The organism is Pseudomonas sp. GM24 (assembly GCF_000282235.1).
In the GTDB taxonomy this organism is placed as follows: Bacteria; Pseudomonadota; Gammaproteobacteria; order Pseudomonadales; family Pseudomonadaceae; genus Aquipseudomonas.
Genome location: NZ_AKJR01000025.1, coordinates 19,270 through 40,255, shown reverse-complemented (window position 1 = coordinate 40,255; position 20,986 = coordinate 19,270). Strand labels below are relative to the sequence as shown.

At 55.5% G+C, this 20,986-nt stretch carries 22 protein-coding genes; 12 read left to right on the top strand and 10 right to left on the bottom strand.

Annotated features, from left to right (window positions below; genetic code table 11):
- The first annotated feature begins 187 nt into the window (after positions 1-187).
- Complete coding sequence (locus tag PMI23_RS29170; protein ID WP_007910275.1) at positions 188-376, top strand: hypothetical protein; 189 nt, start codon at positions 188-190, stop codon at positions 374-376.
- Between the two features lie 95 nt (positions 377-471).
- Here the strand turns inward: PMI23_RS29170 and PMI23_RS04360 are convergent, their stop codons facing one another.
- Positions 472-939 carry a MarR family winged helix-turn-helix transcriptional regulator gene (locus PMI23_RS04360; RefSeq protein WP_007910276.1) on the bottom strand — a complete coding sequence of 156 codons (468 nt, stop codon included), beginning with the start codon at positions 937-939 and terminating at the stop codon, positions 472-474.
- Between the two features lie 293 nt (positions 940-1,232).
- Here PMI23_RS04360 and PMI23_RS04355 point away from each other — a divergent pair, with 293 nt between their 5' ends.
- From PMI23_RS04355 to PMI23_RS04335, 5 genes are all read left to right on the top strand, one after another.
- Positions 1,233-1,853, top strand: a complete 621-nt coding sequence (locus tag PMI23_RS04355) for a TetR/AcrR family transcriptional regulator (RefSeq protein ID WP_007910277.1) — start codon at positions 1,233-1,235, stop codon at positions 1,851-1,853.
- Positions 1,854-1,948: 95 nt separating this feature from the next.
- The gene (locus tag PMI23_RS04350; RefSeq protein ID WP_007910278.1) at positions 1,949-3,457 is read left to right on the top strand and encodes an efflux transporter outer membrane subunit; all 1,509 of its coding nucleotides are present in this window, start codon (positions 1,949-1,951) and stop codon (positions 3,455-3,457) included.
- Entirely contained in the window at positions 3,454-4,644 is a 1,191-nt protein-coding gene (locus PMI23_RS04345) for an HlyD family secretion protein (protein ID WP_007910280.1), read from the top strand. Before PMI23_RS04350 ends, PMI23_RS04345 begins: the two co-directional genes overlap by 4 nt.
- A gap of 11 nt (positions 4,645-4,655) precedes the next feature.
- Positions 4,656-6,176 carry an MFS transporter gene (locus PMI23_RS04340; protein WP_007910287.1) on the top strand — a complete coding sequence of 507 codons (1,521 nt, stop codon included), beginning with the start codon at positions 4,656-4,658 and terminating at the stop codon, positions 6,174-6,176.
- 161 nt (positions 6,177-6,337) lie between these two features.
- The gene (locus PMI23_RS04335; protein ID WP_007910290.1) at positions 6,338-6,991 is read left to right on the top strand and encodes a hypothetical protein; all 654 of its coding nucleotides are present in this window, start codon (positions 6,338-6,340) and stop codon (positions 6,989-6,991) included.
- Positions 6,992-7,042: 51 nt separating this feature from the next.
- Here the strand turns inward: PMI23_RS04335 and PMI23_RS04330 are convergent, their stop codons facing one another.
- From PMI23_RS04330 to salA, 4 genes are all read right to left on the bottom strand, one after another.
- On the bottom strand, positions 7,043-8,494 hold the full coding sequence (locus PMI23_RS04330; protein ID WP_007910291.1) for an aldehyde dehydrogenase: 1,452 nt from the start codon (positions 8,492-8,494) through the stop codon (positions 7,043-7,045).
- A gap of 31 nt (positions 8,495-8,525) precedes the next feature.
- Positions 8,526-9,674 (bottom strand): NAD(P)-dependent alcohol dehydrogenase, encoded by a 1,149-nt coding sequence (locus tag PMI23_RS04325; RefSeq protein WP_007910293.1) that lies wholly within the window; start codon positions 9,672-9,674, stop codon positions 8,526-8,528.
- A 43-nt stretch (positions 9,675-9,717) separates the two neighbouring features.
- Positions 9,718-10,656 carry a catechol 1,2-dioxygenase gene (catA, locus tag PMI23_RS04320; protein ID WP_007910295.1) on the bottom strand — a complete coding sequence of 313 codons (939 nt, stop codon included), beginning with the start codon at positions 10,654-10,656 and terminating at the stop codon, positions 9,718-9,720.
- A gap of 71 nt (positions 10,657-10,727) precedes the next feature.
- Positions 10,728-12,011 (bottom strand): salicylate 1-monooxygenase, encoded by a 1,284-nt coding sequence (salA, locus tag PMI23_RS04315; protein WP_007910297.1) that lies wholly within the window; start codon positions 12,009-12,011, stop codon positions 10,728-10,730.
- Positions 12,012-12,155: 144 nt separating this feature from the next.
- On the opposite strand from salA, the gene PMI23_RS04310 reads away from it, so the two are divergent.
- The gene (locus PMI23_RS04310; protein WP_007910298.1) at positions 12,156-13,055 is read left to right on the top strand and encodes a LysR family transcriptional regulator; all 900 of its coding nucleotides are present in this window, start codon (positions 12,156-12,158) and stop codon (positions 13,053-13,055) included.
- 32 nt (positions 13,056-13,087) lie between these two features.
- Here the strand turns inward: PMI23_RS04310 and PMI23_RS04305 are convergent, their stop codons facing one another.
- Positions 13,088-13,990 carry a LysR family transcriptional regulator gene (locus tag PMI23_RS04305; protein WP_007910300.1) on the bottom strand — a complete coding sequence of 301 codons (903 nt, stop codon included), beginning with the start codon at positions 13,988-13,990 and terminating at the stop codon, positions 13,088-13,090.
- A gap of 167 nt (positions 13,991-14,157) precedes the next feature.
- Here PMI23_RS04305 and PMI23_RS04300 point away from each other — a divergent pair, with 167 nt between their 5' ends.
- From PMI23_RS04300 to PMI23_RS04290, 3 genes are all read left to right on the top strand, one after another.
- Positions 14,158-14,355 carry a tautomerase family protein gene (locus tag PMI23_RS04300; RefSeq protein WP_007910302.1) on the top strand — a complete coding sequence of 66 codons (198 nt, stop codon included), beginning with the start codon at positions 14,158-14,160 and terminating at the stop codon, positions 14,353-14,355.
- A 70-nt stretch (positions 14,356-14,425) separates the two neighbouring features.
- Positions 14,426-14,779: a putative quinol monooxygenase gene (locus tag PMI23_RS04295; RefSeq protein ID WP_007910304.1), complete on the top strand. Its 354-nt coding sequence runs from the start codon at positions 14,426-14,428 to the stop codon at positions 14,777-14,779.
- 68 nt (positions 14,780-14,847) lie between these two features.
- Complete coding sequence (locus PMI23_RS04290) at positions 14,848-15,462, top strand: nitroreductase family protein (protein WP_007910305.1); 615 nt, start codon at positions 14,848-14,850, stop codon at positions 15,460-15,462.
- An 84-nt stretch (positions 15,463-15,546) separates the two neighbouring features.
- On the opposite strand, the gene PMI23_RS04285 is transcribed toward PMI23_RS04290, so the two are convergent.
- The 3 genes from PMI23_RS04285 to PMI23_RS04275 all read right to left on the bottom strand — a co-directional run bounded on the left by PMI23_RS04285 (position 15,547) and on the right by PMI23_RS04275 (position 18,166).
- Complete coding sequence (locus PMI23_RS04285) at positions 15,547-16,251, bottom strand: hypothetical protein (protein ID WP_238539511.1); 705 nt, start codon at positions 16,249-16,251, stop codon at positions 15,547-15,549.
- A 71-nt stretch (positions 16,252-16,322) separates the two neighbouring features.
- Positions 16,323-17,117 (bottom strand): SDR family NAD(P)-dependent oxidoreductase, encoded by a 795-nt coding sequence (locus PMI23_RS04280; RefSeq protein WP_007910309.1) that lies wholly within the window; start codon positions 17,115-17,117, stop codon positions 16,323-16,325.
- 140 nt (positions 17,118-17,257) lie between these two features.
- On the bottom strand, positions 17,258-18,166 hold the full coding sequence (locus tag PMI23_RS04275) for a LysR family transcriptional regulator (protein ID WP_007910312.1): 909 nt from the start codon (positions 18,164-18,166) through the stop codon (positions 17,258-17,260).
- A 145-nt stretch (positions 18,167-18,311) separates the two neighbouring features.
- Here PMI23_RS04275 and PMI23_RS04270 point away from each other — a divergent pair, with 145 nt between their 5' ends.
- Complete coding sequence (locus PMI23_RS04270; RefSeq protein ID WP_086935978.1) at positions 18,312-19,265, top strand: alpha/beta fold hydrolase; 954 nt, start codon at positions 18,312-18,314, stop codon at positions 19,263-19,265.
- Between the two features lie 72 nt (positions 19,266-19,337).
- On the opposite strand, the gene PMI23_RS04265 is transcribed toward PMI23_RS04270, so the two are convergent.
- Positions 19,338-20,237 (bottom strand): LysR family transcriptional regulator, encoded by a 900-nt coding sequence (locus tag PMI23_RS04265; protein WP_007910315.1) that lies wholly within the window; start codon positions 20,235-20,237, stop codon positions 19,338-19,340.
- Positions 20,238-20,346: 109 nt separating this feature from the next.
- Here PMI23_RS04265 and PMI23_RS04260 point away from each other — a divergent pair, with 109 nt between their 5' ends.
- Positions 20,347-20,976, top strand: a complete 630-nt coding sequence (locus tag PMI23_RS04260) for an NADPH-dependent F420 reductase (protein ID WP_007910316.1) — start codon at positions 20,347-20,349, stop codon at positions 20,974-20,976.
- The last annotated feature ends 10 nt before the right edge of the window (positions 20,977-20,986 follow it).

Genomic DNA, 20,986 nt, shown 5'->3' with positions numbered 1-20,986 from the left:
TTCAAGCGCGCATGATGAACCCGTGGGCAAACTCGCTGGAGTGAACAGATTTCGTGATGAAGTTCGCCTATAGAACCACCGAGCGCAAGGTCTTGATCGACTGCTTTTAGCCGATATCTGCCAGTGCTATTTGCATTATCGTTGGATATCAATTCTGCACAATGTCCAAGATAGGAGCGAATATCTAATGAGTGATTTAGTTCAGGGGGAAGTTAAATGCCAAGACCCGGGCGACGGCAGTGGAGACGTAGTTATCGAACTTCCATCCGATATCCTTACGGCGATGAATGTCGGCCTCAGTGATCTGCTGAGCATCGAGTTGGTTGAAGGATTGGTAGTGCTCAAACCAATCCGCAATGCCGGGACTAAATCCTGAGGCTGATATCGGCCCATGCGAAAGCATCCATTTGCTTGAGTTATAAATCCTTTTTTGCTGGTGCGCATGAAATATCAGATTACTGCCAGATTTTTCTACAATCGATGCTCAACTATTTTTTGGAGTAATTTTTTACCTAACTTGGCAATAGGTGCGAGGTCCGAGCCTGCGAAAAGTGCGGTGATGTGTAGTACGTCCGCACCGATATTATTTAATGAATTTTGCCAGCGACCGTATAGAGCGCCTAGCGCAAGCTCATAAATTTCAAGACCTTGATCAGTTAACTGGAGCATAACTTTCCGACGATCTGGCTTCTCCCGTCGGCGCTGCACAAAGCCTGACTTTTCGAGTTTATCGATACTTTGTGCGATTTTGGATGAAATGATATTCAAATGCTGACTACATTGCTCCGTTGTCAGCGCAGTACCCTGCGCCAAGCTATCAAGAATTCGAAAGTCCATGAGTGTTATGTTTTGGTTGGCCACGGCCTCCTCTATCCATTGCCCCATCGCTTTGTTTACGCTCTCAAGAATATTAAACGTGTCAATTAAATGAGTATGCACTCCTGCCTCCTAAGCACTGCAACTACAATAAAACTAAAAGGCCACACATCGTTTGCTATTCACTAGCAGTAACCGACGATTTATAAAAATTACTAAAAATGACATGTCGACAGCAATAAGTCAGCCACTCTAACAGTCACAGGCTCAATGAGTTATTACAAAAAGCCATAGTCACTATTCATGTTCTGAATGCCTGATTCAAACCTCTTTTGTTGACCGGCAACGTCTTTGGAATTATAAATACCCACAGTTTCTATTGGCGTTTTCACGCTCAAAAATAATCAGAGCACTGTATGAAATTCAAGCCCGACCACCTGAAATCCGCCAAGCTGCGTAGCAGATCCTCCATAGGGGCTGTTCGCAGTCCTCAGAGCACAGAGGCCATTCTTGAGGCTGCTGCAGCGATTCTCGAGGAGCGTGGGTATCGAGCATTCACAATGGATGCGTTGGTGGAACGGGCCGGTTCGAGCAAGCCTACGATCTACCGGTGGTGGAAAAACAAGGGCGCGTTGCTCAGGGATGTTTATGAACGTACCGCCCTGACCTTCGTGACGCAGCCGGACACTGGAGATTTGAATAAAGACTTGATCGTTCACCTACGCTCACTTTGGAGTTGGTGGCGGACCTCAAGTGCGGGCGAAACATTACGTAGCCTGATTGCCGAGATACAGCACGAACCGCAGGCTCTAGAGGAGTTCAGAAAAGAGTTTTTGCCACGTCGCGAGCGTACGTTAAGAAAGATTTTTGCACGCGCTGTAGAGTCGGGCGACATCGATGAAGGTCCAGCCGTCGAAAGCGCAGTCTCGCTACTTACCGGTATGTCGTGGCTTCATTTGGTAACGGCGAACCTCGATAATCTGGATGACATCGACCATTCAGTCTCCGTAATTGTTAAAGGACTAAGAGCCCGTTAAGTCGCCTTTTTTTGCCCATAACGACACTGACAGTTTTTATTGAATCCTGCCCCATCTTTGGCCTGATTTCTATTTGCCGTAAGAGAACAAACGTAATGAACAGTTGTAAAAACGAGGCGTCAGCGCACCCACGTGATGGGCTTCCCCTTGCCGCTCGATTCTCGGTAGCGGCGTTGGTGGTCCTGCTAAGCGGATGCGCCTTCAATGATTTGAAGCCAGTCTCAAGCCTGCAAGAACCCGGAAACGCCAGTGAAACCTTAGCTGATAGTGGGGTAACTCTCTCGTCATCTGCCTGGCCAACTCAAACCTGGTGGAGCAGCTTCAACGACAAGCAACTGGATAATCTGGTTGAGGAGGCGCTGGCACACAGCCCGACGCTGCGCTCCGCTGCCGCTCGCGTGCGCCAGGCGAGCGCGCTGGAAGCAATAGAGGGCGCGTCGCTGTTGCCGCATATCGACGCATCAGCGAGCACCACCCGTGAGCGATTCAGTTCAAATGGCACCACCCCTGCCCCGGTTAAAGGCACCTGGCAAAATGTCGATCAGGCAACGCTGAATGTCGGTTACGAATTGGATTTCTGGGGAAAGAACCGCGAAGCGGTTGAAGCCGCTGTTGGACGCAGAAAGGCGCTTGAAGTCGATAGTCGCGCGGCATCATTGATTTTGTCATCGGCCGTTGTACAGACCTATATCGCCCTGCAGGATACGTACGAGCAGTTGGACGTAGCCCAGGCTTTGTTGAACCAGCAAATCGATATCGAAAAACTCACTCAACAACGATTCACTGCTGAGTTGGGTAGTCAGATCGATATCAAGCAATCACAGGCATCGCTTCCCGCCAGTCGCGCCAATATCGCGGCCTTGAAGGAAATGATCGAGTTGAACCAGAACAAGCTTGCCTCTTTGTTGGGCCAAGGGCCTGATCGAGGTCGCTCGATCACCCGCCCTCGCATGCTAGCCAGCAATCACGTGGTGATGCCCAGCAACATTCCAGCCGAACTGGTGGGACACCGCCCCGACGTTGTCGCTCAGCGCTGGCGTGTAGAGGCGTCGGGGCATGAGATTGAAGTCGCCAAAGCTCGGTTTTATCCCAATGTGAATCTGACAGCCTTCGTGGGTTTGCAAAGCCTTGCGTTCAGCACTTTCAACGATCACAGCAGCCGAATTCTGGGCGTGTCGCCCGCTATCAGTCTGCCCATCTTTGAGGGTGGGCGTTTGCGCGGCAATTTGAGTGCACAGAACGCGGCTTACGACCTCGCCGTTGAAAATTACAACCAGACCGTTGTCGATGCGCTTCGCGATATTGCCGATCAGTTGTCTTCGCTTCGTTGGCTGAAAGAGCGAATGGCGCAGCAAGTGGACGCGGTCAATACCGCGCAAGCCGCTTCCGATCTGGTCAACCTTCGTTACGGCGCAGGATTGGCAACCTATCTGCAAGTGCTGGCCACGGAGAATGCGACCCTGGCCCAGAAGCGCCAACTGGTGACGCTGGAGTCTCGCGCACTGTCGCTGCAAGCGAACCTGAGCCGAGCACTGGGCGGTGGCTATCGCCCGGAACTCCCTGTCACCTCCCCTGCAAATTCCACCGTAGTTGATAAATCATGACCTCCCCAACACCCTCTTCTTCTGACGCCTCCCGTCCATCCAAGTCATTTCGTCCGCAACTGCTGCTGATGGTCGCGATCGCGCTGCTCTTGGCCGTCCTGGCGAGCTGGTATTTTCTGGGGCTTGGCAGTGAGTCCACCGATGATGCCTACGTGGACGGTAATATCGTGCAGGTGACCTCTCAGGTCGGCGGAACGGTGACCGTCATCAGCGCCGATAACACCGACCATATCGATGCCCACGCTCCGTTGGTCACGCTCAATGCAGTCGATGCCGAAATCCAGTATCAACGCACTCAATCGAACCTGGCCCGAACCGTGCGACAGGCGCGTACCCAGTATTACCAGGTGCAACAACTGGAAGCTGAGGTCAGTCAGCGGCAGAACGACGTGCGCAAGGCTCGGGATGACGTTCGCCGTCGCAGTCAACTCGCCGCAAGTGGCGCTGTGTCTCGGGAAGAGATCAGCCACGCCGAGGAAGTGCTCAAAAACGCCCTCGCCGGACTCGACGGCACGCGGCATGCCCTGGCAGTGCGTCTGGCCATGGTCGACAACACCACGCTAAGAACGCACCCCGACGTGCTGGTGGCCGCGGCCAATTTGCGTGATGCGTTTATTTCCCTGCACCGCACGCAGATCAACTCGCCGGTCAGTGGCCTGATCACCAAGCGCAGTGTGCAGGTCGGCCAGCGTATCAGTCCGGGCGTTGCTCTGATGTCTGTCGTTCCGATCGATCAGGTGTGGGTGAACGCCAACTTCAAGGAGTCGCAGATTGAGGACTTGCGGATCGGCCAACCTGTGGAACTGCACGCCGATGCCTATGCACGCAAGGTGATGTTTCACGGAACCATCGTAGGGCTGGATGCCGGGACTGGCAGCGCTTTTTCGTTGATGCCGGCACAGAACGCTACGGGCAACTGGATCAAAGTCACTCAGCGCGTGCCGGTCCGTATCGCTCTACGTCCTGACGAAATCGCCGCAAATCCATTGCGCTTGGGGCTCTCAATGCGTGTGTCGGTTGATACCACCGATACCTGCGGCGAGCGACTCAATAAAAAGACACCTGCGCAACCTGCTTACAGCACCGATATTTTTGAGAACGAACTCAAGGATGCAAATGACATCGTCGAACAAATAATCAGCGCCAACGAAGACCGCGGCCCCTCCTCCCAACTGTTGAAACCTTGACGAGTCAGCTCATGTATCGGAAAAACGCCGCTTTGCTGGTCGCCGTCGGCCTTTTATGCGCGCTCGAATATCTTCAGGCCGGCATGATTGCTTTCGCCTCAGCGCCTATTCGCGGCGAAATAGACGCCAGCCCTGAAGAGTTCACGTTGGTTGCCGCGCTTTATGCGTGTATCGCAGTCGTGGTTATTTCAAAGCAGCGCTGGTTGGTTGAGCGACTCGGCTGGCGCAATTTCATGTTGGGCTCGATCAGCATTTATGTGGTGGGCGCCTTTGTGTGCGGCGTCAGCGATGATCTGACTTCGTTCACCGTTGGCCGCGTGATCATGGCGTTGGGAGGGGCGTCCTTCATGACGTCCGCTCGCTTGATGGTCAATCTTCTACCTCCCGGACCAGGGAGATTCGTAGGCGTCAAAGTATTTGCCACGGGGCTCGCCAGTGGCACGGCTGCGGCCCCTTTTCTGTCATCGCTGGTGGTGGTCGAAGATACCTGGCACGCCATCTTCTGGCTGCTGATGGCGGGGGCCGTGGTAGCGGGTTTTCTATGTACAAGGTTCTTGCCTGACACGGCAATCGAAGAGGATGAACGCTCGCCGTCCAGTCCAGGAAACATCTTGCTGCTGTCTGTCAGCACCTTCTTCCTGCTGTATGTGCTGCAGCGTTCCTACTACGACTTTTATAACGAGACAGTGATTCTGCTGGCATTCGCTTTGCTGGCGGCTTTGGGTGTTTACATCTTCTTCCATGCCGAGCATGCCAAGCACACACCGTTTCTCAAAGTCAGAGACCTAATGCAGTCGCGCTACATCCTCGGCGTTGCTTTGTTCTGCTTCACGTATATCGTTCTGGGCAGTAATAACTACATTTTGCCGTACTTCCTGCAAACCGCCCTCGGCTACTCGTGGGACACGATCGGGACGTTCCAGGCGTTTGGTCTCGCCGGTGCATTGTTGACCTGGATCGTAATGGCCTTTGTCATACCGAAGCATCCGGGGCCGAAAAAGTTCTTTGTGGCCGGGTTTGCGGCGCTTATCAGCTTTGGTCTGCTTTTGTCATCGCTCACCCCTGATGCAAACATGTGGGCGAACATATTGCCCGCGCTGATACTCAATGGCTGCTTTGTGATGTTGGTGCTTGCGACCGCCGCCATGCAGACATTTCGCGACGTGACGCATCACGACACTTTGTTTGCCCATGCCTATCAGATTAAAAGCATGCTCGGACAGATCGCCATGGCGCTCGGCACAACTGTTGCCACCTTGTTTCTGCAATGGCGCACGACGCTGCAATACAGCAACCTCAACGGGCACTTCAATTCATCTGATCCGATTTACCAGGCCAACACGCAGTTGCTGGCACAGTCGCTCACGCCCGCTATGGGCGCTGGTCCTGCCAATCAATTATCGGTGATGGCGCTGGGTCAAAACCTGCATCAGCAGGCAACTCTGGTCGCGTGCATGGAGTATTTCTGGGTGATTATCGTGATCGCCAGCATCGCGCTGGGTGTTTCCGTGATTCAGAAAACCTTCAAGTGATACAGGCTCTGCGGTGCTCAATGCGTCGGCATCGCGGGCAGCTCTTAATGCTGTTAAATCGAATATATCGATAATCTTCATCCATAAATGCCATACATACAGGACGTCGATTTGTCGTCAAATACCTTTCCATTTCAAATACATAACCCTTTGGAGCTGTTTTGCACCCTATTCTTCATGAGTTGAAACTGGCATCTTTCTCATTGTTGCTGAGATTCGGATTTGTTTTCTTTTCACTGGCGATGCTCTGGCTGGACATCGCCGTTTTTCACACTCAGATTCTCGAGATATCGTTCACCGAAATCAGCCAGGAGTTGATGCTGTTCATTACTGCCGTACTGTTCTGGACGCTGCCGACGAGCAAAGGTCATGCGGGATTCAAATCACTGGCCGGCGGTTTCTTTGCCTGCCTGTTGATGCGAGAGCTGGATGGCTTGTTCGACCCCATCAGTCATAGCGCCTGGTGCGTGCCGTTCCTGGCCATCGCGACCGTCTGCGTAACGGTGGCCTTGGGCAAAGCCAACCGCCAACAGACATTGGCCGACCTCGCTGCGTTCACACAATCCCGCGCATTTGGCGCATTCGCTACAGGCTTTGGCGTGCTGCTGTTTTCACGCGTTTTCGGCATGGGGAGCTTTTGGCATCTTGTGTTGGGCGAAGGTTACGAGCGCTTGGCCAAGACGACGGTCGAGGAAGGAGTAGAGTTGTTGGCCTATTCAATGTGGCTGGCGACGACCATCGAGTATCGCCTGTCAGCCACCTTGGCGCCGGCGTTTGTAGCGCCGAAAAAATTTGCGGAGGCCGCAGGGCATTAACCCATACTCTGGGTAGACCGGCTCCTCAGAGCCGGTTCCCGTATCTGGATATCAGAATGGATAAGGCTGGTCGGAAGGTTCGACCGTGACCCATTTCACTTCAGTGAATTCCTCTATCACCGCGCTGCCGTCGAATCGACCGTAGCCACTGTTCTTCATACCACCGTAAGGGGCTTGAGGCTCGTTTTGCACCGTTGCCCCGTTGATGTGTACGCAACCGGCATCCAGTCGGCCAGCCAGATCAAGGGCCAGGCTGACATTGCGACTGAAGATGGCTGACGACAGACCGAACGCCGTATCGTTAGCGACTGCCAATGCCTGCTCCGCGCCTTTGACCCGAACCACGGTGGTGACGGGCCCAAAGGTTTCTTCATCGTAGATATCCATTTTCGATGACACTCGATCCACCAGCGTCGGCGCCATCTGCGCCTCCTCTGCCAGACCTCCCACCACAATCGTGGCCCCCTTCCCTACGGCGTCATCCAGCAACTGATTGATGCGCTGTACCGAGCCTTGGGAAATCATCGGGCCGATTACGCTGCCAGGATTAAGCACCGGGTTCCCCTGTTCGAGGTCTCGAATACGTTGAGCAAACTTTGCCACGAAAGCATCAGCGACAGACTCATCGACCACGAAGCGCTCGGTCGACATACAGATTTGCCCTTGGTACAGAAATGCGCCAAACACGGCAGCGTTGACCGCGCCTTCGAGGTCGGCGTCCTCTAACACAATAAACGGTGCCTTCCCGCCCAGCTCGAGCAAACAGCGCTTGAGGTACTTCGCGCTGGTCTGGGCAATCATCCGGCCGACGTTGGTCGACCCGGTGAAATTGACCCGGCGTACCGTATCGTGAGCGATCAGTACTTCAGTTACAGCGCCGGCATCTTCTGGCGCCGAAATAATAAAGTTCACCACGCCAGCCGGGAACCCTGCGTCATAGAACGCCTGGGCCAGCAGCTCATGAGTGCGCGGGCTGTTTTCTGAACCTTTGAAAATAACCGTGTTACCGCAGGCCAATGGGTAAGCAATGGATCGCGTACCGAGAATGACCGGACCGTTCCAAGGTGCAATGCTCAACACCGTGCCGGCGGGTTGACGCAAGGTGACTGACAACGTTCCGGGCTTATCGGTAGCAAGGGTTTCACCCTTGATTTGGGTGGTCAGCGATGCCGCTTCACGAAGCAGGTTGGCCGAAGCCCCGACGTTGAACTGCGACCAGAGTCGAGAAGCGCCGATTTCTTCAGCCATGACACTGCAGAAAAGCTCCATCTTGCTTTCCAGCGCATCAGCCGCTGCCAGCAGTAGCCGACGACGCTCGGTCGGGCCCACTTTCGACCACGTTTTAAATGCTTGCTGGGACGATGCAGCGACGCGTCGCGCATCTTCCACACTGCACGCCGCGCCGGTGCTGACAACGTTGCCACTGACCGGATCGATGCGCTGGTAGGTTTTACCGTCCGAGGCGGCTTGCGCGATATTGTCGATTACGAGTTGAACAGTCATCTTGAAATCCTTTGATGAGTTTGAAAAAAAATCAGGCTCGGTCGGCAGCTGCCGGCATACGAAGTATCGGTTTGATGGTGATACCGCTCTCGCTATCGGCCATCGCTTCGTTGACCTGCTCAAAGGTGTAGAACCGGCACAACTTGTCAAAGGGGAAACGCCCTTGCAGGTGCAGATCGACAAGCGTGGGAATAAAGGCGTTGGCGACCACGTCACCCTGGACGATGCCCATGATGCGTTTGCCCGGGATCATCACGTCGTTGATGTTGAAAGCGACTTCGGTGCCCATCTTGGTCGCGCCGACGATGCCACAGGTGCCCAGCGTCGTGAGTGCATCGATGGCCTGACGTAGAACTTCCGCGCGTCCGGAGCATTCCAGGCTGTAATTCGCCCCGCCTCCAGTAATCTCGCGAATGCGCTCAACCGGGTCTTCTTCCCGGCTGTTGATGACGTGTGTGGCGCCGACCTCAAGCGCCAGTTCCAAGCGACTCGGCGTCACGTCCACGGCGATAATGGTCGTCGCGCCGGCAACCCGGGCGGCCATCACCGCTGCCAGACCGACTGCGCCGGCACCGAATGCAACGAAGCTGCTACCCGCTTCAACTCGTAGGGCCTTGAGCACAGAACCAGCGCCTGTTTGTATGCCGCACCCCAAAGGGCCAAGCAGTTCCAGCGGTGCTTTTTTCGATACTTTGACCACGTTGCGTTCGCTGGCAATCACGTAAGTAGAAAAGGACGACTGGCCGAAGAAGTGATCGTGTATCGGGGCCGCGTTGTCGCAACTGCAGGTGGAGGTGCTGCCGTCGAGGCGACCGCCACCGAAATTCAGGGGGTGCATATGGGAGCAATGCGCCGGATGTCCGGTCTCGCATGGCAGACAAAGGCCGCAGGACATGTACGTCATGACAACGTGATCGCCAGGAACGATGGTTGTCACAGCATTGCCTACGGCCTCAACAATCCCAGCACCTTCGTGGCCCAGAACGATGGGCAGCGGTGTCGGAAAAAGTTGGTCGCGTACGACCATATCGGTGTGGCAAACCCCCGTGGCAACGATGCGTACACGAACTTCATCGGGACGCGGAACGGCCAACTCGGCACGTTCAAACTGAAGTTTGCCGCCTGCCTCACGCAAGACGGCGACTTTGACTTCGATAGGCATGAGCGCGGTGTGGGACATGAACTTATCCTCTTGAATAATGAATGGGTTATCCGGCAGCGACCTACGCGTCTTGCAGAGCACGCTGGCGATTGCTGCGTTGTTGCGCCTGAGCGCTGGCAGCGTGACGCAACTGGAAATCAAAGGTCATTTGTGCAAAACGCCCCGACACTTCGTGAGCGATGGATTGGTTTTCGTCATCAACGAAATGCACCTCGCCAATCAAGCCATCCCGGGTGGCATAGGCGAAGTCGTCCCAGAGATACTTATCGTTGGAAAGGTTGATCTGGGTGGTCAAATGCTCATAACCCGGAGCCGAGACGAAGAAATGAATATGCGCCGGGCGCTGGCCATGCCGGCCCAGATGGTTGAGGCACTCTTGAGTCGGTCCTTGAGGGTTACAGCCATAACCTGACGGCACGATGCTTTTGACGCGATAACGCCCTTGCGCGTCGGTCACGATGCGCCGACGCAGATTGAACGGCGATTGGCTTTTGTCGAAGTGGGAGTAGTTGCCCTTACTGTCGGCTTGCCAAAGATCTACCAGCGCACCGGCAATCGGTTGTCCGAGAGTGTCCAGGACCTGGCCGTCTAGAAACATCGGTGTGGCGATAGCGTCTTCGCTGCCATCGTCCATCCGCGCATATCCCTGAGAAAGCGGCGCGCCGGCCACATACAGCGGCCCCTCGATCGTGCGCGGTGTTCCGCCGCTGCGCCCTGCTTCCGCCTCTTTGGCATCGTTGAGAAGATCAAGGAAATGCTCGATCCCCAACCCAGCCATCAAGAGCCCAGCCTCGTTGTTTTTACCCAGTCGATTGATGTACTCGACCCCTGCCCAGAACTCATCTTCGCTGATCTCAAGCTCCTCAATGAGTCGCGCAGTTTCCTGCAGAATTCGCAGCACAATCTGTTTGCTGCGCGGGTCTCCAGCCTGGTTTTTCATCCCGGCTGCGTCTTGAAAAAATTCGCGGATTTCAGCGGTTTGGGAAATGCTGACGGTCATGATGATTCACCTTTTGTTCTTGGACGCGGACGACGCCAGTCGCTACGGACTGGCGAGCGGCCGGCAGGGAGTCAGACGGCTTGTGCCCATCCGAGCCGGGTGTGCGCCTCAGCCAGGTCGGCTTGCATGTCGTGGTTCCACAACCAGTCAAAGCGACTGGCCAGCGTTGTCGAGAGCAGTGGCTCCTGGTCCGCTACCTTGGCGTCGCGGAACTCGTAAAGTTCGCCCGCTTCCCAGGATGTGCGTTGAACACGGCAAGCACGCGGACGGCGTATGGCGTCATACACCTCAAGCACCTGCTTCGCGTCACGTTGCAAAACCCGCGGATCGGCCAGCAGGCGTGCCAGTAACCAGGCATCTTCCAGCCCCTGTCCGGCTCCGGCGCCTTGATGCGGCAGCATCGCGTGCGCCGCGTCGCCGATCAGCCCGACACGGCCGTGGACGTAACCCGACAATTCGTCCAGTTCGTGCAGTGCCCAAAGGGTGGGATTGGGAATGCATTCAAGCAATACGCGAACGGCATCTCCCCATTCGCTGAAGGCTTCGAGCATCTCGGCCTGGGTGGTGTTTTTCACCCAGGGTTTGTCGGCGGGCCATACCGGGTTGGCGTCAGTCCGATCCGAAACAAATGCCACGACGTTGATCAGTCGGCCCTGTTTGACCGGGAAAGTCAGGATGTGGGCATCGAGGCCCAAATACATTTGCGGAACGTTGATCAAATGCTCATCGACGCCCGCCGCACGATAGGCATCGCGCAGTTGCGAGCTGTCGATCATTCCGCGGTAGGCGCAGGTGCCACTGAAGCGCGGGGCGACCAAAGGCTGGCCCAAGCCCTGAAGTACGTAATCACGAATGGAGGATTTGATTCCATCTGCTGCAATCAAGAGATCGCACTGATGGTGCGTACCGTCGGTGAATTGGACACTGACGCGATCACCCGTCTCATCTACGCTGACTGCGCGTTTACCGAAAACGGCGATGCCCTCTGGCAATTGACTGGCCAGCGCATCGAGAAAGTCTGCGCGGTGTACTGAAGACTGACCGACACCTTCAGCAATGCTTGCACCGAGGTAGCCGGCATCGACACCCCGACGCCATTCAAACCAGATGTCCTGCCAGGGCTGAGCAGTCCGGTCGGCGATTTGCTCGTAGGGCTTGCCGATGCCGAGACCTTCGATGGCCCTTACCGCGTTCGCGCCAAATGAAACACCTGCACCGACTTCGCCGAATGCCGGTGCAGCTTCAAACAGTTGAACGTCCAGATGTTGATGACGGCACAGATCCAGTGCGAGGGCGACACCTGCGATACCACCGCCAACGATAGCGACTTGCAAGACAGATTTAGGGCTATTCATGGGGAAACCTTTATGTTGTTTTTGGAATAGCTCGATCATGACTATTCACAAAACATTGATAAATGGCCTCACTCCCATACTACCTATCACTAACCTGAATACTGGTATGCTTGCAGCCTCGTCACTCCTCCCGAGCTGCCTGCAATGCACCTACGCGAACTCGACCTGAACCTGCTGGTGATCTTTCATCAACTATTGATCGACCACAGTGTTTCCGGTGCGGCTGAAACGCTTGGCCTCACTCAGCCGGCCGTGAGCAACGCACTCAAGCGTCTGCGTACCTCACTCAATGACGAATTGTTTGTACGCACCCATCAAGGCATGCAACCAACGCCCTACGCGTTGCAAATGGCCGAGCCGGTGTCTCAGGCAATCAACCTACTGCACGGCGCGATCAATCGCCAAGACGAGTTCGATCCGGCCACCAGCCAGAAACGCTTTGTCGTAGCGATGACCGACATCGGTGAGATTTACTTCATGCCGCGATTGATTGAGGCCCTGCTCAAGCAGGCCCCCGGAATTTCGGTCAGCACGCTGCGCAGCAATGCGGGACTGTCTGAAAGTCTTGCCAGCGGCGAAGTGGATCTGGCGGTCGGATTACTGCCCGATTTGCAGGCAGGCTTCTATCAACGGCGTTTGTTCCATCATCGATACGTGTGCCTGTGCCGCCAGGATCATCCGCTGACACAACAACCCATGACGCGAGAACGTTTTTGTGAATATGGGCACGTGAGAATCGTTGCGGCCAGTACCGGACATGGTGAGATCGACACGCACATGCAGCGGGCTGGCCTGCAACGCCAGATACGCCTGGAGGTGCCGCACTTTGTGGCGGTAGGGCATATCTTGCAGAACACCGATCTTGTCGCGACCGTGCCTGAGCGCTTCGCCAGCAGTTGTAGCGGACCGTTCGGTTTGACCATCCTGCCGTTGCCATTACCGCTGCCGGAGATTGCGATCAATATGTTCTGGCACACCAAATACAACCGCGATCCGGCCAACAAATGGTTCCGGCAACTGATGTTTGATCTCTTCAGCGATTGAGTTTCAGACGCTAAGGGCGCCATGGCAGCAGGTCACTGCCAATGCTCACAAAGTTTTACCAACTCATCGACCACGTACCTGACTTTCGGCCGCAGATGCGAGACCTTTGGCCAGACAGCATGTACATCAACCGGATCAGGCTCGTAATCTTTCAGGACTTCGACCAGCCTCCCCGCCTCCAGGTCTTCTCTGAACAGGCAGCGCGGCATCTGGCACAAGCCTGTCCCGGCGACGGCGGCAAGAATCATCGCTTCGCCGTCGCCTATTTGATGCGTGGACGGTGGCGCATAACGGACAGTTTCCGCGCCTTGCCTGACGCGCCACGACAACGGCTGGCCGCGACGATGCCCGACGATGCAATGGTGATGGCTTAAGTCCTCCAGTGTTTGTGGAACTCCAAAGCGCTGCAGATACCCGGGCGCCGCACAAATCGCCCAGCGTTGGCGAGTAAGCCGGCGTGCTACCAAGCCGCTGGTGTCCTTCAGCTCACCGAAGCGCACCAAGAGATCAATGCCTTCCTCAAACGGATCAACAATGTGGTCGGAAAACGTCATGTTCAGTTGCAGTGCGGGGTATTTGTTGGCGATCTCGAACAGCAATGGCGCGACGACCCGGCGTCCAAACGCCACAGGAATGTCCACTCGCAAGCGACCGGATGGCTCCCCTGCCCCCGGCCCGAGGCCACTTTCCGCTGCGCCGATTTCCTCGAGCGCTGTGGAGCACGCGGTGAAATACGCTTCGCCGTCGGCCGTCAGAGAGATTCGTCGTGTGGTGCGGTGGAACAGCTGTGTGCCCAGTCGATCCTCAAGCCGCGCAATTGATTTGCCCACGGCCGATTTGGATAGTCCGAGGCGATCTGCGGCCTGAGTGAAACTGGTTGATCGGGCGGCGACCACGAAGGTGATAACACCCTGAAACGAATCGACAGGAATCATGCGAATCAACTGATTGTAGAGTTTGGATCTACCCAGATTATAGTTTCAGGCTATTTATCGCCAGATGATTCGACATTAGCATTGAGCCTCGAAAAACATCGGTGCAACGCGCTTCAAGCGTGCAAGCACACCGATTATCCAGATCAATGTCTAAAGAGGAATTTGCCATGCCTGTCGTACGAGTCAGCTGGTTTGAAGGTAAAGAACACGAGCAGAAAGCCGCTGTTGCCGCAGACATCACCGCGAGCATCGTCAAGCACACCGGTACTGATGCGAACTACATCTACGTCATTTTTGAAGACGTCGCCGCCTCCGACTGGGCCGGTGCCGGCAAATTGTTTGGAGAGGCACCGGAGAAATCCTGACCCGATCGTTAACGCCTGCATCGGCTAGGTCAGCGATGCATTCTCACTAGCGTCTAAGGAAAAACCCGCCATGCATCCACATATCTCCTGCCTGTTCTCCCTCGCGGTCAAACCCGCTGACTTCCCCGAATTCAAAGCGCTGATCGCCAACATTGTCGAAGCCACCAGCGCTGAGCCGGGCACACTGGTTTACGAATACAGTGTCAACGAAGACAACAGCGTCGTTCACATTCTCGAGCGCTACAACGTCGGTGCTGTGGTCAGCCACGTCGACACCACGTTTGCACCATTCGGTCAGCGTTTTCTAGAACTGTGCACCGTCACCAGCCTGGTTGTGTATGGCACGCCTGACGCCGAAATCCGTAAACGTCTGGATCCGTTCGGGGCTGTGTACATGACCCCATTCGACGGTTTCAGCCGCTAATTTTCAGACGGCGCAGGCTCCACTTCAATGACTGGGTCTGCGCACTGTCTTCCCGCACAGAGACCCTCATGTCCGATATCGCAAACATTATCAAATCGCGAATTTCCGCCAACAGCTATGACAATGAGCGCAGCCTGAGCGATCAACAGGTTGCCGAGCTGATCGAGTTGGCTACCCACGCGCCTTCCGCGTTCAATCTGCAAAACTGGAAATTCCTCGCCGTACGCAGCGCCGAAGCAAAAGCTCGTCTCCTGCCACTGGCGTGGGGGCAGCAGAAGATCGTCGACGCTGCCGTGACATTTATCGTCTGCGGCACACTCAATCCGCACGAGACATTGCCATCGGCGCTTAAACCTACCTTGGACGCCGGCATCATTGATCAGGCCATCTACGACATGTGGGTAGGTGCAGCTGAAGGCATGTACAAGGAAAACCCACAACTGCAGCGTGATGAGGCGATTCGTTCCGGCTCACTGGCAGCCATGACACTGATGCTGGCCGCGAAGGGCCAAGGCTTGGTTTCTACGCCAATGATCGGCTTCGATCAGTCGGCGGTGGCCAAGGAGTTTGGTCTGTCTGACCTGGAAATTCCGGTCATGCTGGTCACCGTTGGCTACCCGGGTGCGACCAACTGGCCGCAGAAGCCACGCAAGGCCGTCAACGACGTTCTGCAGTTCGTGTAAGCACACGCCCCCCGGCGAAGTCAGATTGATCCCTTACTTCGCCGGGGTATTGATCTATTCAAAGGCATTACAAGCCTTTGAAGTTCAACCCTTGTCGTCGCTGGAAATCCGCAGATTTCTGAAGTGCGCGACTGTCCCGGACTCGATCCAGATACCCACTCCCCCGCGCTGCGCCGCCCCGTACTTCAGATCCCGTACGATAAACGCTGGTTTCTCGTTGTGATCCAGGAACAGATCAACGTTTGAGCCTTTGATCACCAACTTCATATGAATCCATCGACCCAACTCGAGGTCGGCGTAGGTCTCGTACTTTTCCGGCGATTCTTTGCGAAGCTGATCAAATCTGAAGTCTGGATAACCGGCGTATTGCACAGAATGATTGCGTCGTATCTGGTCATCCGCCGAACTGTTGGTCGGTCGCAGGTAAATGCTTTCGAAGTGCCCTGCCCCGTCTATTCGAAAGGCAACACCGACAAATCCACGCGCGTATTCAGGTGCGTCTTTCGCCAAGTCACTGGCGACGTCGACTTCGATGGAGCCATCGCCGAAATCCATGGGCAGCCACGCCATGAAATTTCTATCGAGCAATCGTTCCCGGGTAGGGTCCTGATAGGAAGAACCGGGCATTTGCAGCGCTAAGGTGTGCTGCCCTTGATAAAGCGTCTCGACCAGCGAAACGCCCGAAAGCTGATATTCAGCGGGCGCTGTATACGCGCGGGCCTTTTGATCACTTGCCATCACCACTCCTACTAAAAGAGTCGCCGCGACAGCGATTGAATGCAGCATCATCGCAAAGGCTCCAGGCTAAGAACAAAAAAGACCCATGACGCAGGCCGGCATGGGTCTCCGATTGTTTCGAATCAGACGATGTCGTCGACTACGCCACCATCGACTCTGAGTGAAGCCCCCGTGGTGGCCGATGCTTGCGGTGAGCACACATAAACGATCATGTTGGCCACCTCCTCCACAGTGGCTGCACGCTGGATGATCGAGCTCGGGCGATGCTGCATCACAAAATCAGCGACGACCGTCTCCAGCGATTTGCCGGTGCGCTCGACTTCACCCTTCATCATGTCTGCCACACCATCGGATAGCGTCGGCCCAGGCAGGACGCTGTTGACGGTCACACCGCTGCCAGCCACGCGTTTTGCGAGGCCTCGAGCCAAAGCCAACTGAGCCGTTTTTGACACACCGTAATGGATCATGTCCGCGGGAATATTTCGGGCCGACTCGGAGGCGACAAACACCACCCGGCCCCAACCGTTCTCAACCATGGCAGGCAGCAATGCACGACTGAGGCGAACGCCGGACATCACGTTGGTTTGCCAGTAGTTGTTCCAGACCTCATCGTCTGTTTCAAAGAAATCCTGTGGCTCATAAATGCCTGCATTGTTCACCAGGATGTCGATGCCACTGACACCAGCGAGCAAGACCTCCACGCCTTCGGCAGAACTCAGATCCGCAGCCACACCACTGACGGTCGCGCCGGGCACTGCCGCGTGCAACCGAGCGATCGCGTCGTTGACCGAGCGTTCACTGCGACCGTTTATAACAACCGCTGCGCCGGCCTGTGCAAGCCCCTTGGCAATGGCGAAACCAATACCTCCGGTAGAAGCGGTGACCAGTGCGTGTTTGCTATCGAGTTGAATATTCATCATTTCTCCGTCAAGAATGAGCGGGTATTTCTACCCGTCATCTGTTTCTACTGTCAGCGTAGAAAACAAAGCTGCCACTGTATGGGCTGCCCTCGGCTGGATAAATATCGATTCGGAATGGGGATCTACAACAGTTTGTTTCAAAAGCGCTCGGGCGCGATCGAGTCGGCTCCAAACGCCGCTATAGCGAAGTCGAGAAAACTGCGCAATTTTGGCGTCAGCCTGCGATCCGGCGCGTACAAGACATGCAGTGGGCGACTAGGCGGTGGATAGTCGGGCAATAAAGAAACCAGCTCACCGTTCTCAAGTGATTGGCGAACCAGTTCCTCCGGCTGCAGCAATATGCCCTGGCCGGCCAATGCGGCACACAACAGCGGTTCGCCGTGATCCGCCATGAAGCGGCTGCCAACCGGAACAACCACCGTCCCTTCCGGGCCATTGAATGTCCAGTGTGTGCGCAATTCCGTATGCGAGAAACCCAAGCATTCATGGTCCTGAAGGTTCCAGGGTGTTTCGATCGCAGGCTTGCCTTGCAGATAGGAAGGTGCAGCGCAGAGCACGAGTTTATAGGGCGCCAATTCTCGGGCAACCAGGCCGCTGTCAGCCAATTGCCCGACCCTGAATACCACGTCGAAACCTTCATCGATGAGGTCGATTGCACGGTTGGCGAGGCTCAGCTCGATGCTCACCAACGGATTGGCTTCCATGAACTCAGGCAGTCGCGGCGCAAGAGACTGCATGCCGAAGCTGACGGGAGCATTGATCCTCAAGCGCCCACTGGGCAAAGCCTGAGTGTGCGCGGCCAGGTTCTCAGCCGACTCTACTTCCGCAAGGATGAATTTGGAACGCTCATAGAATTCACGCCCGAAGTCAGTCAGGCTCTGTCGTCGAGTCGTGCGATTGAGCAAGCGTACGCCCAAGTGTTGCTCTAAATGATGGACATGTTTGCCAATCAGTTGCGCCGACATTTGCAACGCGTCACCGGCGGCGCTGAAAGACCCCATCTCCACGGCTTTAACAAATGCCGCCATGCTGCTCAGACGATCCATTCCCAACAATCCGTTTCTAATGTTCGGGCATTTTGAGTATTTATTCCCCTACTGTCCAAGGCCTATCGTGGTGTTGCAGCGAATCACTGCACCTGGCGAGGCATTCGCCTGTTCAGACACGACTTTTAAAGGCATGGGAAGGACTGTGAAATACCCGCTGAAAAATCAATCGATCTCCGAATTGCTCGGCGAAGACTTTTACTTTCCGCACGAAATCATTGGCCAGGCGTTCCGCGCTTCGGACTTTGAAGAGCTGAAAATCAGCAGCTTCACTACGGGCGACGGCGTGAGCCTGGCGTACTGGGAAGCTGGTAGCGGTCAGCCGTTGATCTTCATTCCCGGCTGGTCGGCGAACGGCGCGATGTATTTCCACCTTATGCAAATCCTCAGCAAGCACTATCACGTCTACGTGCTTGATGTTCGCAACCAGGGGCTTTCGGAGAAAACCGTAAAGGGTAATCGCATCTCGCGTTACGCCATGGACGTGAAGGAATTTGCGCAGCATCTGGATCTGCCCCAAGCGCACTATTGTGGCTGGTCGATGGGGGCCTCGATCATGTGGGCTTATATTGATCTTTTCGGCACACAAGGTATTCGCACCCTTAGCATCATTGACCAGGCCCCCTCAATCTACTGCCACGCTGACTGGACGGAACAGCAGCGACTGGAGGCCGGCGCATTCACCACATCGCCGGAACGCATGATCGCGTCCTACGTCAACATGACGCCCACCAACCAGTTGATTTCTGGCAGTCGGGTTGTCGAGCGGGCGATGGCGCTCGACTCCCCTTATTTTCACAATGTGATTAGCCTGGTACAGGTTGTGGTGAAGGACGACATGGCGTTCACTGGCCTGGTGCTTTTCGATCACGCTACCAACGATTGGCGCGATGTCATTGAAACCAAAATTGATGTTCCTACGGCGATCTTTACCGGCGAATACAGTGACTGGCTGGAAAGCCAGCGATGGATGCACGCCGTGATCCCGGACTCGGTTCTGCATGTCTACAGCAAGGCGGAACAGGGCGATCACTTCCTGGCATTCAAGCACCCGGAAAAGTTTGCGGCAGATTTGCACAGCTTCTTGCAACGGTCGTAATTGATACAGGCTCCTTTTGCCCGGCTGAATGCTCCCCCTTGTTGTCAGCCGGGATTTTTTGCTGAACCTGTTCTAGCGCTCCCATTGCGGGAGAGCGAAACGCTCAGCCAGAAAGTTGATCAACACGCGGACTTTGGTTGCCAGATGCTTGCGCGTGGGATAGACCACATAGATGCCCAATTCCACCGATTGATACGCTGGCAGAATCTCAACCAGATCCCCTTTGCGCAGGTCTTCGGCCACCATGAAACTGGGCTGCAAGGCAATGCCACCACCTGCCAGCACGATGCTTCGACAGGTATCACCATTGTTGCAGCGCACACTCGAGCGGGTACGCACAGTCTCGCTTCCATGAGGCCCTTCGAACTGCCACTCGTTGCCGCTGGCAAAGTTGGTGTAGGCGATCACGCCATGCTCATTCAGGTCAGACAGCGAGCGAATCTCAGGGTGATTGGCCAGGTACTCGGGCGAGGCGCACAAGCACATTCGCGTACCCGCCAGACGTCGCCCCACCAGAGAAGAACTTTCCATCCGCGCAATGCGAACGGCGGCATCAAAGCCCTCCTCCACCAGATCCACCAACCGGTCATTCAGGCTGATATCCAGTTCAACGTTGGGGTACACCTTCATGAAGTCTGCCCACACCGGAGCCAAGTGCAGCACCCCGAAACTGACCGGCGCATTGATCCGCAGTACACCGCTCGGCTCGGGCGCCGACGACGAAACCGCCTCTTCCGCTTGATCCATGAGCGTCAGTACATCGCGTGCCTGGTGATAGAACTGACGCCCTTCCTCCGTCATTGAAAGCTTGCGTGTGGTGCGATGCAGCAGTCGCACGCCCAGGCGTTCTTCAAGCCCACTGACGTAACGCGAAATAGCCGCCTTCGACATCTCCAACGGCTCGGCTGCGCCGACGAAGCTGCCTTTATCCACCACCGTGCAGAACACCTGCATCTCTAACGCCCTGTCCATAACTGTCTCACTAAGTGGAACTATTAATCACATTTCGCCTTATTTATCTCATTTTTACAACCTATAAACTGAGCCCATCGAAACGAACATCAACGGAGATGAAGTCACTATGAAAATTACAGTCGTGGGTACCGGCAACATGGGTTCGGCGTTCACCAAGCAATTGTCCGCCGCCGGACACATCGTTCGAGTCACTGGCCGTGACATGGAAAAGGCCAAGGCACTGGCTGCTCAGTTTGAAAATGCACAGGCTTACCCGGCAGCAGAGGCTCTGGGCGACAGCGATGTCGTAGTAATTGCCACCGCCTACCCCGATGCCGTAGCTGCGCTGCAAAGCCTGGGCGATCTGATTGGCAAGGTGATCATCGACATCACTAACCCGCTGAGCGCCGACTACATGTCGCTGACCATCGGTCACGAGACCAGCGCCGGCGAAGAAATCGCCAAAGCAGTGCCTCAAGCGCACGTCGTCAAAGCCTTTAACACCTTGTTCGCTCAAGTACTCGCCGATGGTCCGACGTTCGCGGATAACCAGAAAGGCAGTGTGTTCGTCGCCAGCGACAGTGAGCGTGCCAAACAAACCGCTATCACCCTCGCCTACAGCCTGGGCTGGAATGCGGTGAACACCGGTGGACTGATCAACGCACGTTACCTGGAGCCACTCGCCGGCCTGAATATCTACCTCGGCTACGGCGCCGGTCTGGGCACCTCGATCGCCCCGGTCTGGCTGAACAAGTAATCACATTGGA

What these genes read in the sequence shown, in the direction of transcription:
- PMI23_RS29170 (WP_007910275.1), top strand. Translation starts at nt 188, where the DNA reads ATGAGTGATTTAGTTCAGGGGGAAGTTAAATGCCAAGACCCGGGCGAC.
- PMI23_RS04355 (WP_007910277.1), top strand. Translation starts at nt 1,233, where the DNA reads ATGAAATTCAAGCCCGACCACCTGAAATCCGCCAAGCTGCGTAGCAGA.
- PMI23_RS04350 (WP_007910278.1), top strand. Translation starts at nt 1,949, where the DNA reads ATGAACAGTTGTAAAAACGAGGCGTCAGCGCACCCACGTGATGGGCTT.
- PMI23_RS04345 (WP_007910280.1), top strand. Translation starts at nt 3,454, where the DNA reads ATGACCTCCCCAACACCCTCTTCTTCTGACGCCTCCCGTCCATCCAAG.
- PMI23_RS04340 (WP_007910287.1), top strand. Translation starts at nt 4,656, where the DNA reads ATGTATCGGAAAAACGCCGCTTTGCTGGTCGCCGTCGGCCTTTTATGC.
- PMI23_RS04330 (WP_007910291.1), bottom strand. Translation starts at nt 8,494, where the DNA reads ATGACTGTTCAACTCGTAATCGACAATATCGCGCAAGCCGCCTCGGAC.
- PMI23_RS04325 (WP_007910293.1), bottom strand. Translation starts at nt 9,674, where the DNA reads ATGTCCCACACCGCGCTCATGCCTATCGAAGTCAAAGTCGCCGTCTTG.
- catA (WP_007910295.1), bottom strand. Translation starts at nt 10,656, where the DNA reads ATGACCGTCAGCATTTCCCAAACCGCTGAAATCCGCGAATTTTTTCAA.
- salA (WP_007910297.1), bottom strand. Translation starts at nt 12,011, where the DNA reads ATGAATAGCCCTAAATCTGTCTTGCAAGTCGCTATCGTTGGCGGTGGT.
- PMI23_RS04310 (WP_007910298.1), top strand. Translation starts at nt 12,156, where the DNA reads ATGCACCTACGCGAACTCGACCTGAACCTGCTGGTGATCTTTCATCAA.
- PMI23_RS04305 (WP_007910300.1), bottom strand. Translation starts at nt 13,990, where the DNA reads ATGATTCCTGTCGATTCGTTTCAGGGTGTTATCACCTTCGTGGTCGCC.
- PMI23_RS04300 (WP_007910302.1), top strand. Translation starts at nt 14,158, where the DNA reads ATGCCTGTCGTACGAGTCAGCTGGTTTGAAGGTAAAGAACACGAGCAG.
- PMI23_RS04295 (WP_007910304.1), top strand. Translation starts at nt 14,426, where the DNA reads ATGCATCCACATATCTCCTGCCTGTTCTCCCTCGCGGTCAAACCCGCT.
- PMI23_RS04290 (WP_007910305.1), top strand. Translation starts at nt 14,848, where the DNA reads ATGTCCGATATCGCAAACATTATCAAATCGCGAATTTCCGCCAACAGC.
- PMI23_RS04285 (WP_238539511.1), bottom strand. Translation starts at nt 16,251, where the DNA reads ATGATGCTGCATTCAATCGCTGTCGCGGCGACTCTTTTAGTAGGAGTG.
- PMI23_RS04280 (WP_007910309.1), bottom strand. Translation starts at nt 17,117, where the DNA reads ATGAATATTCAACTCGATAGCAAACACGCACTGGTCACCGCTTCTACC.
- PMI23_RS04275 (WP_007910312.1), bottom strand. Translation starts at nt 18,166, where the DNA reads ATGGATCGTCTGAGCAGCATGGCGGCATTTGTTAAAGCCGTGGAGATG.
- PMI23_RS04265 (WP_007910315.1), bottom strand. Translation starts at nt 20,237, where the DNA reads ATGGACAGGGCGTTAGAGATGCAGGTGTTCTGCACGGTGGTGGATAAA.
- PMI23_RS04260 (WP_007910316.1), top strand. Translation starts at nt 20,347, where the DNA reads ATGAAAATTACAGTCGTGGGTACCGGCAACATGGGTTCGGCGTTCACC.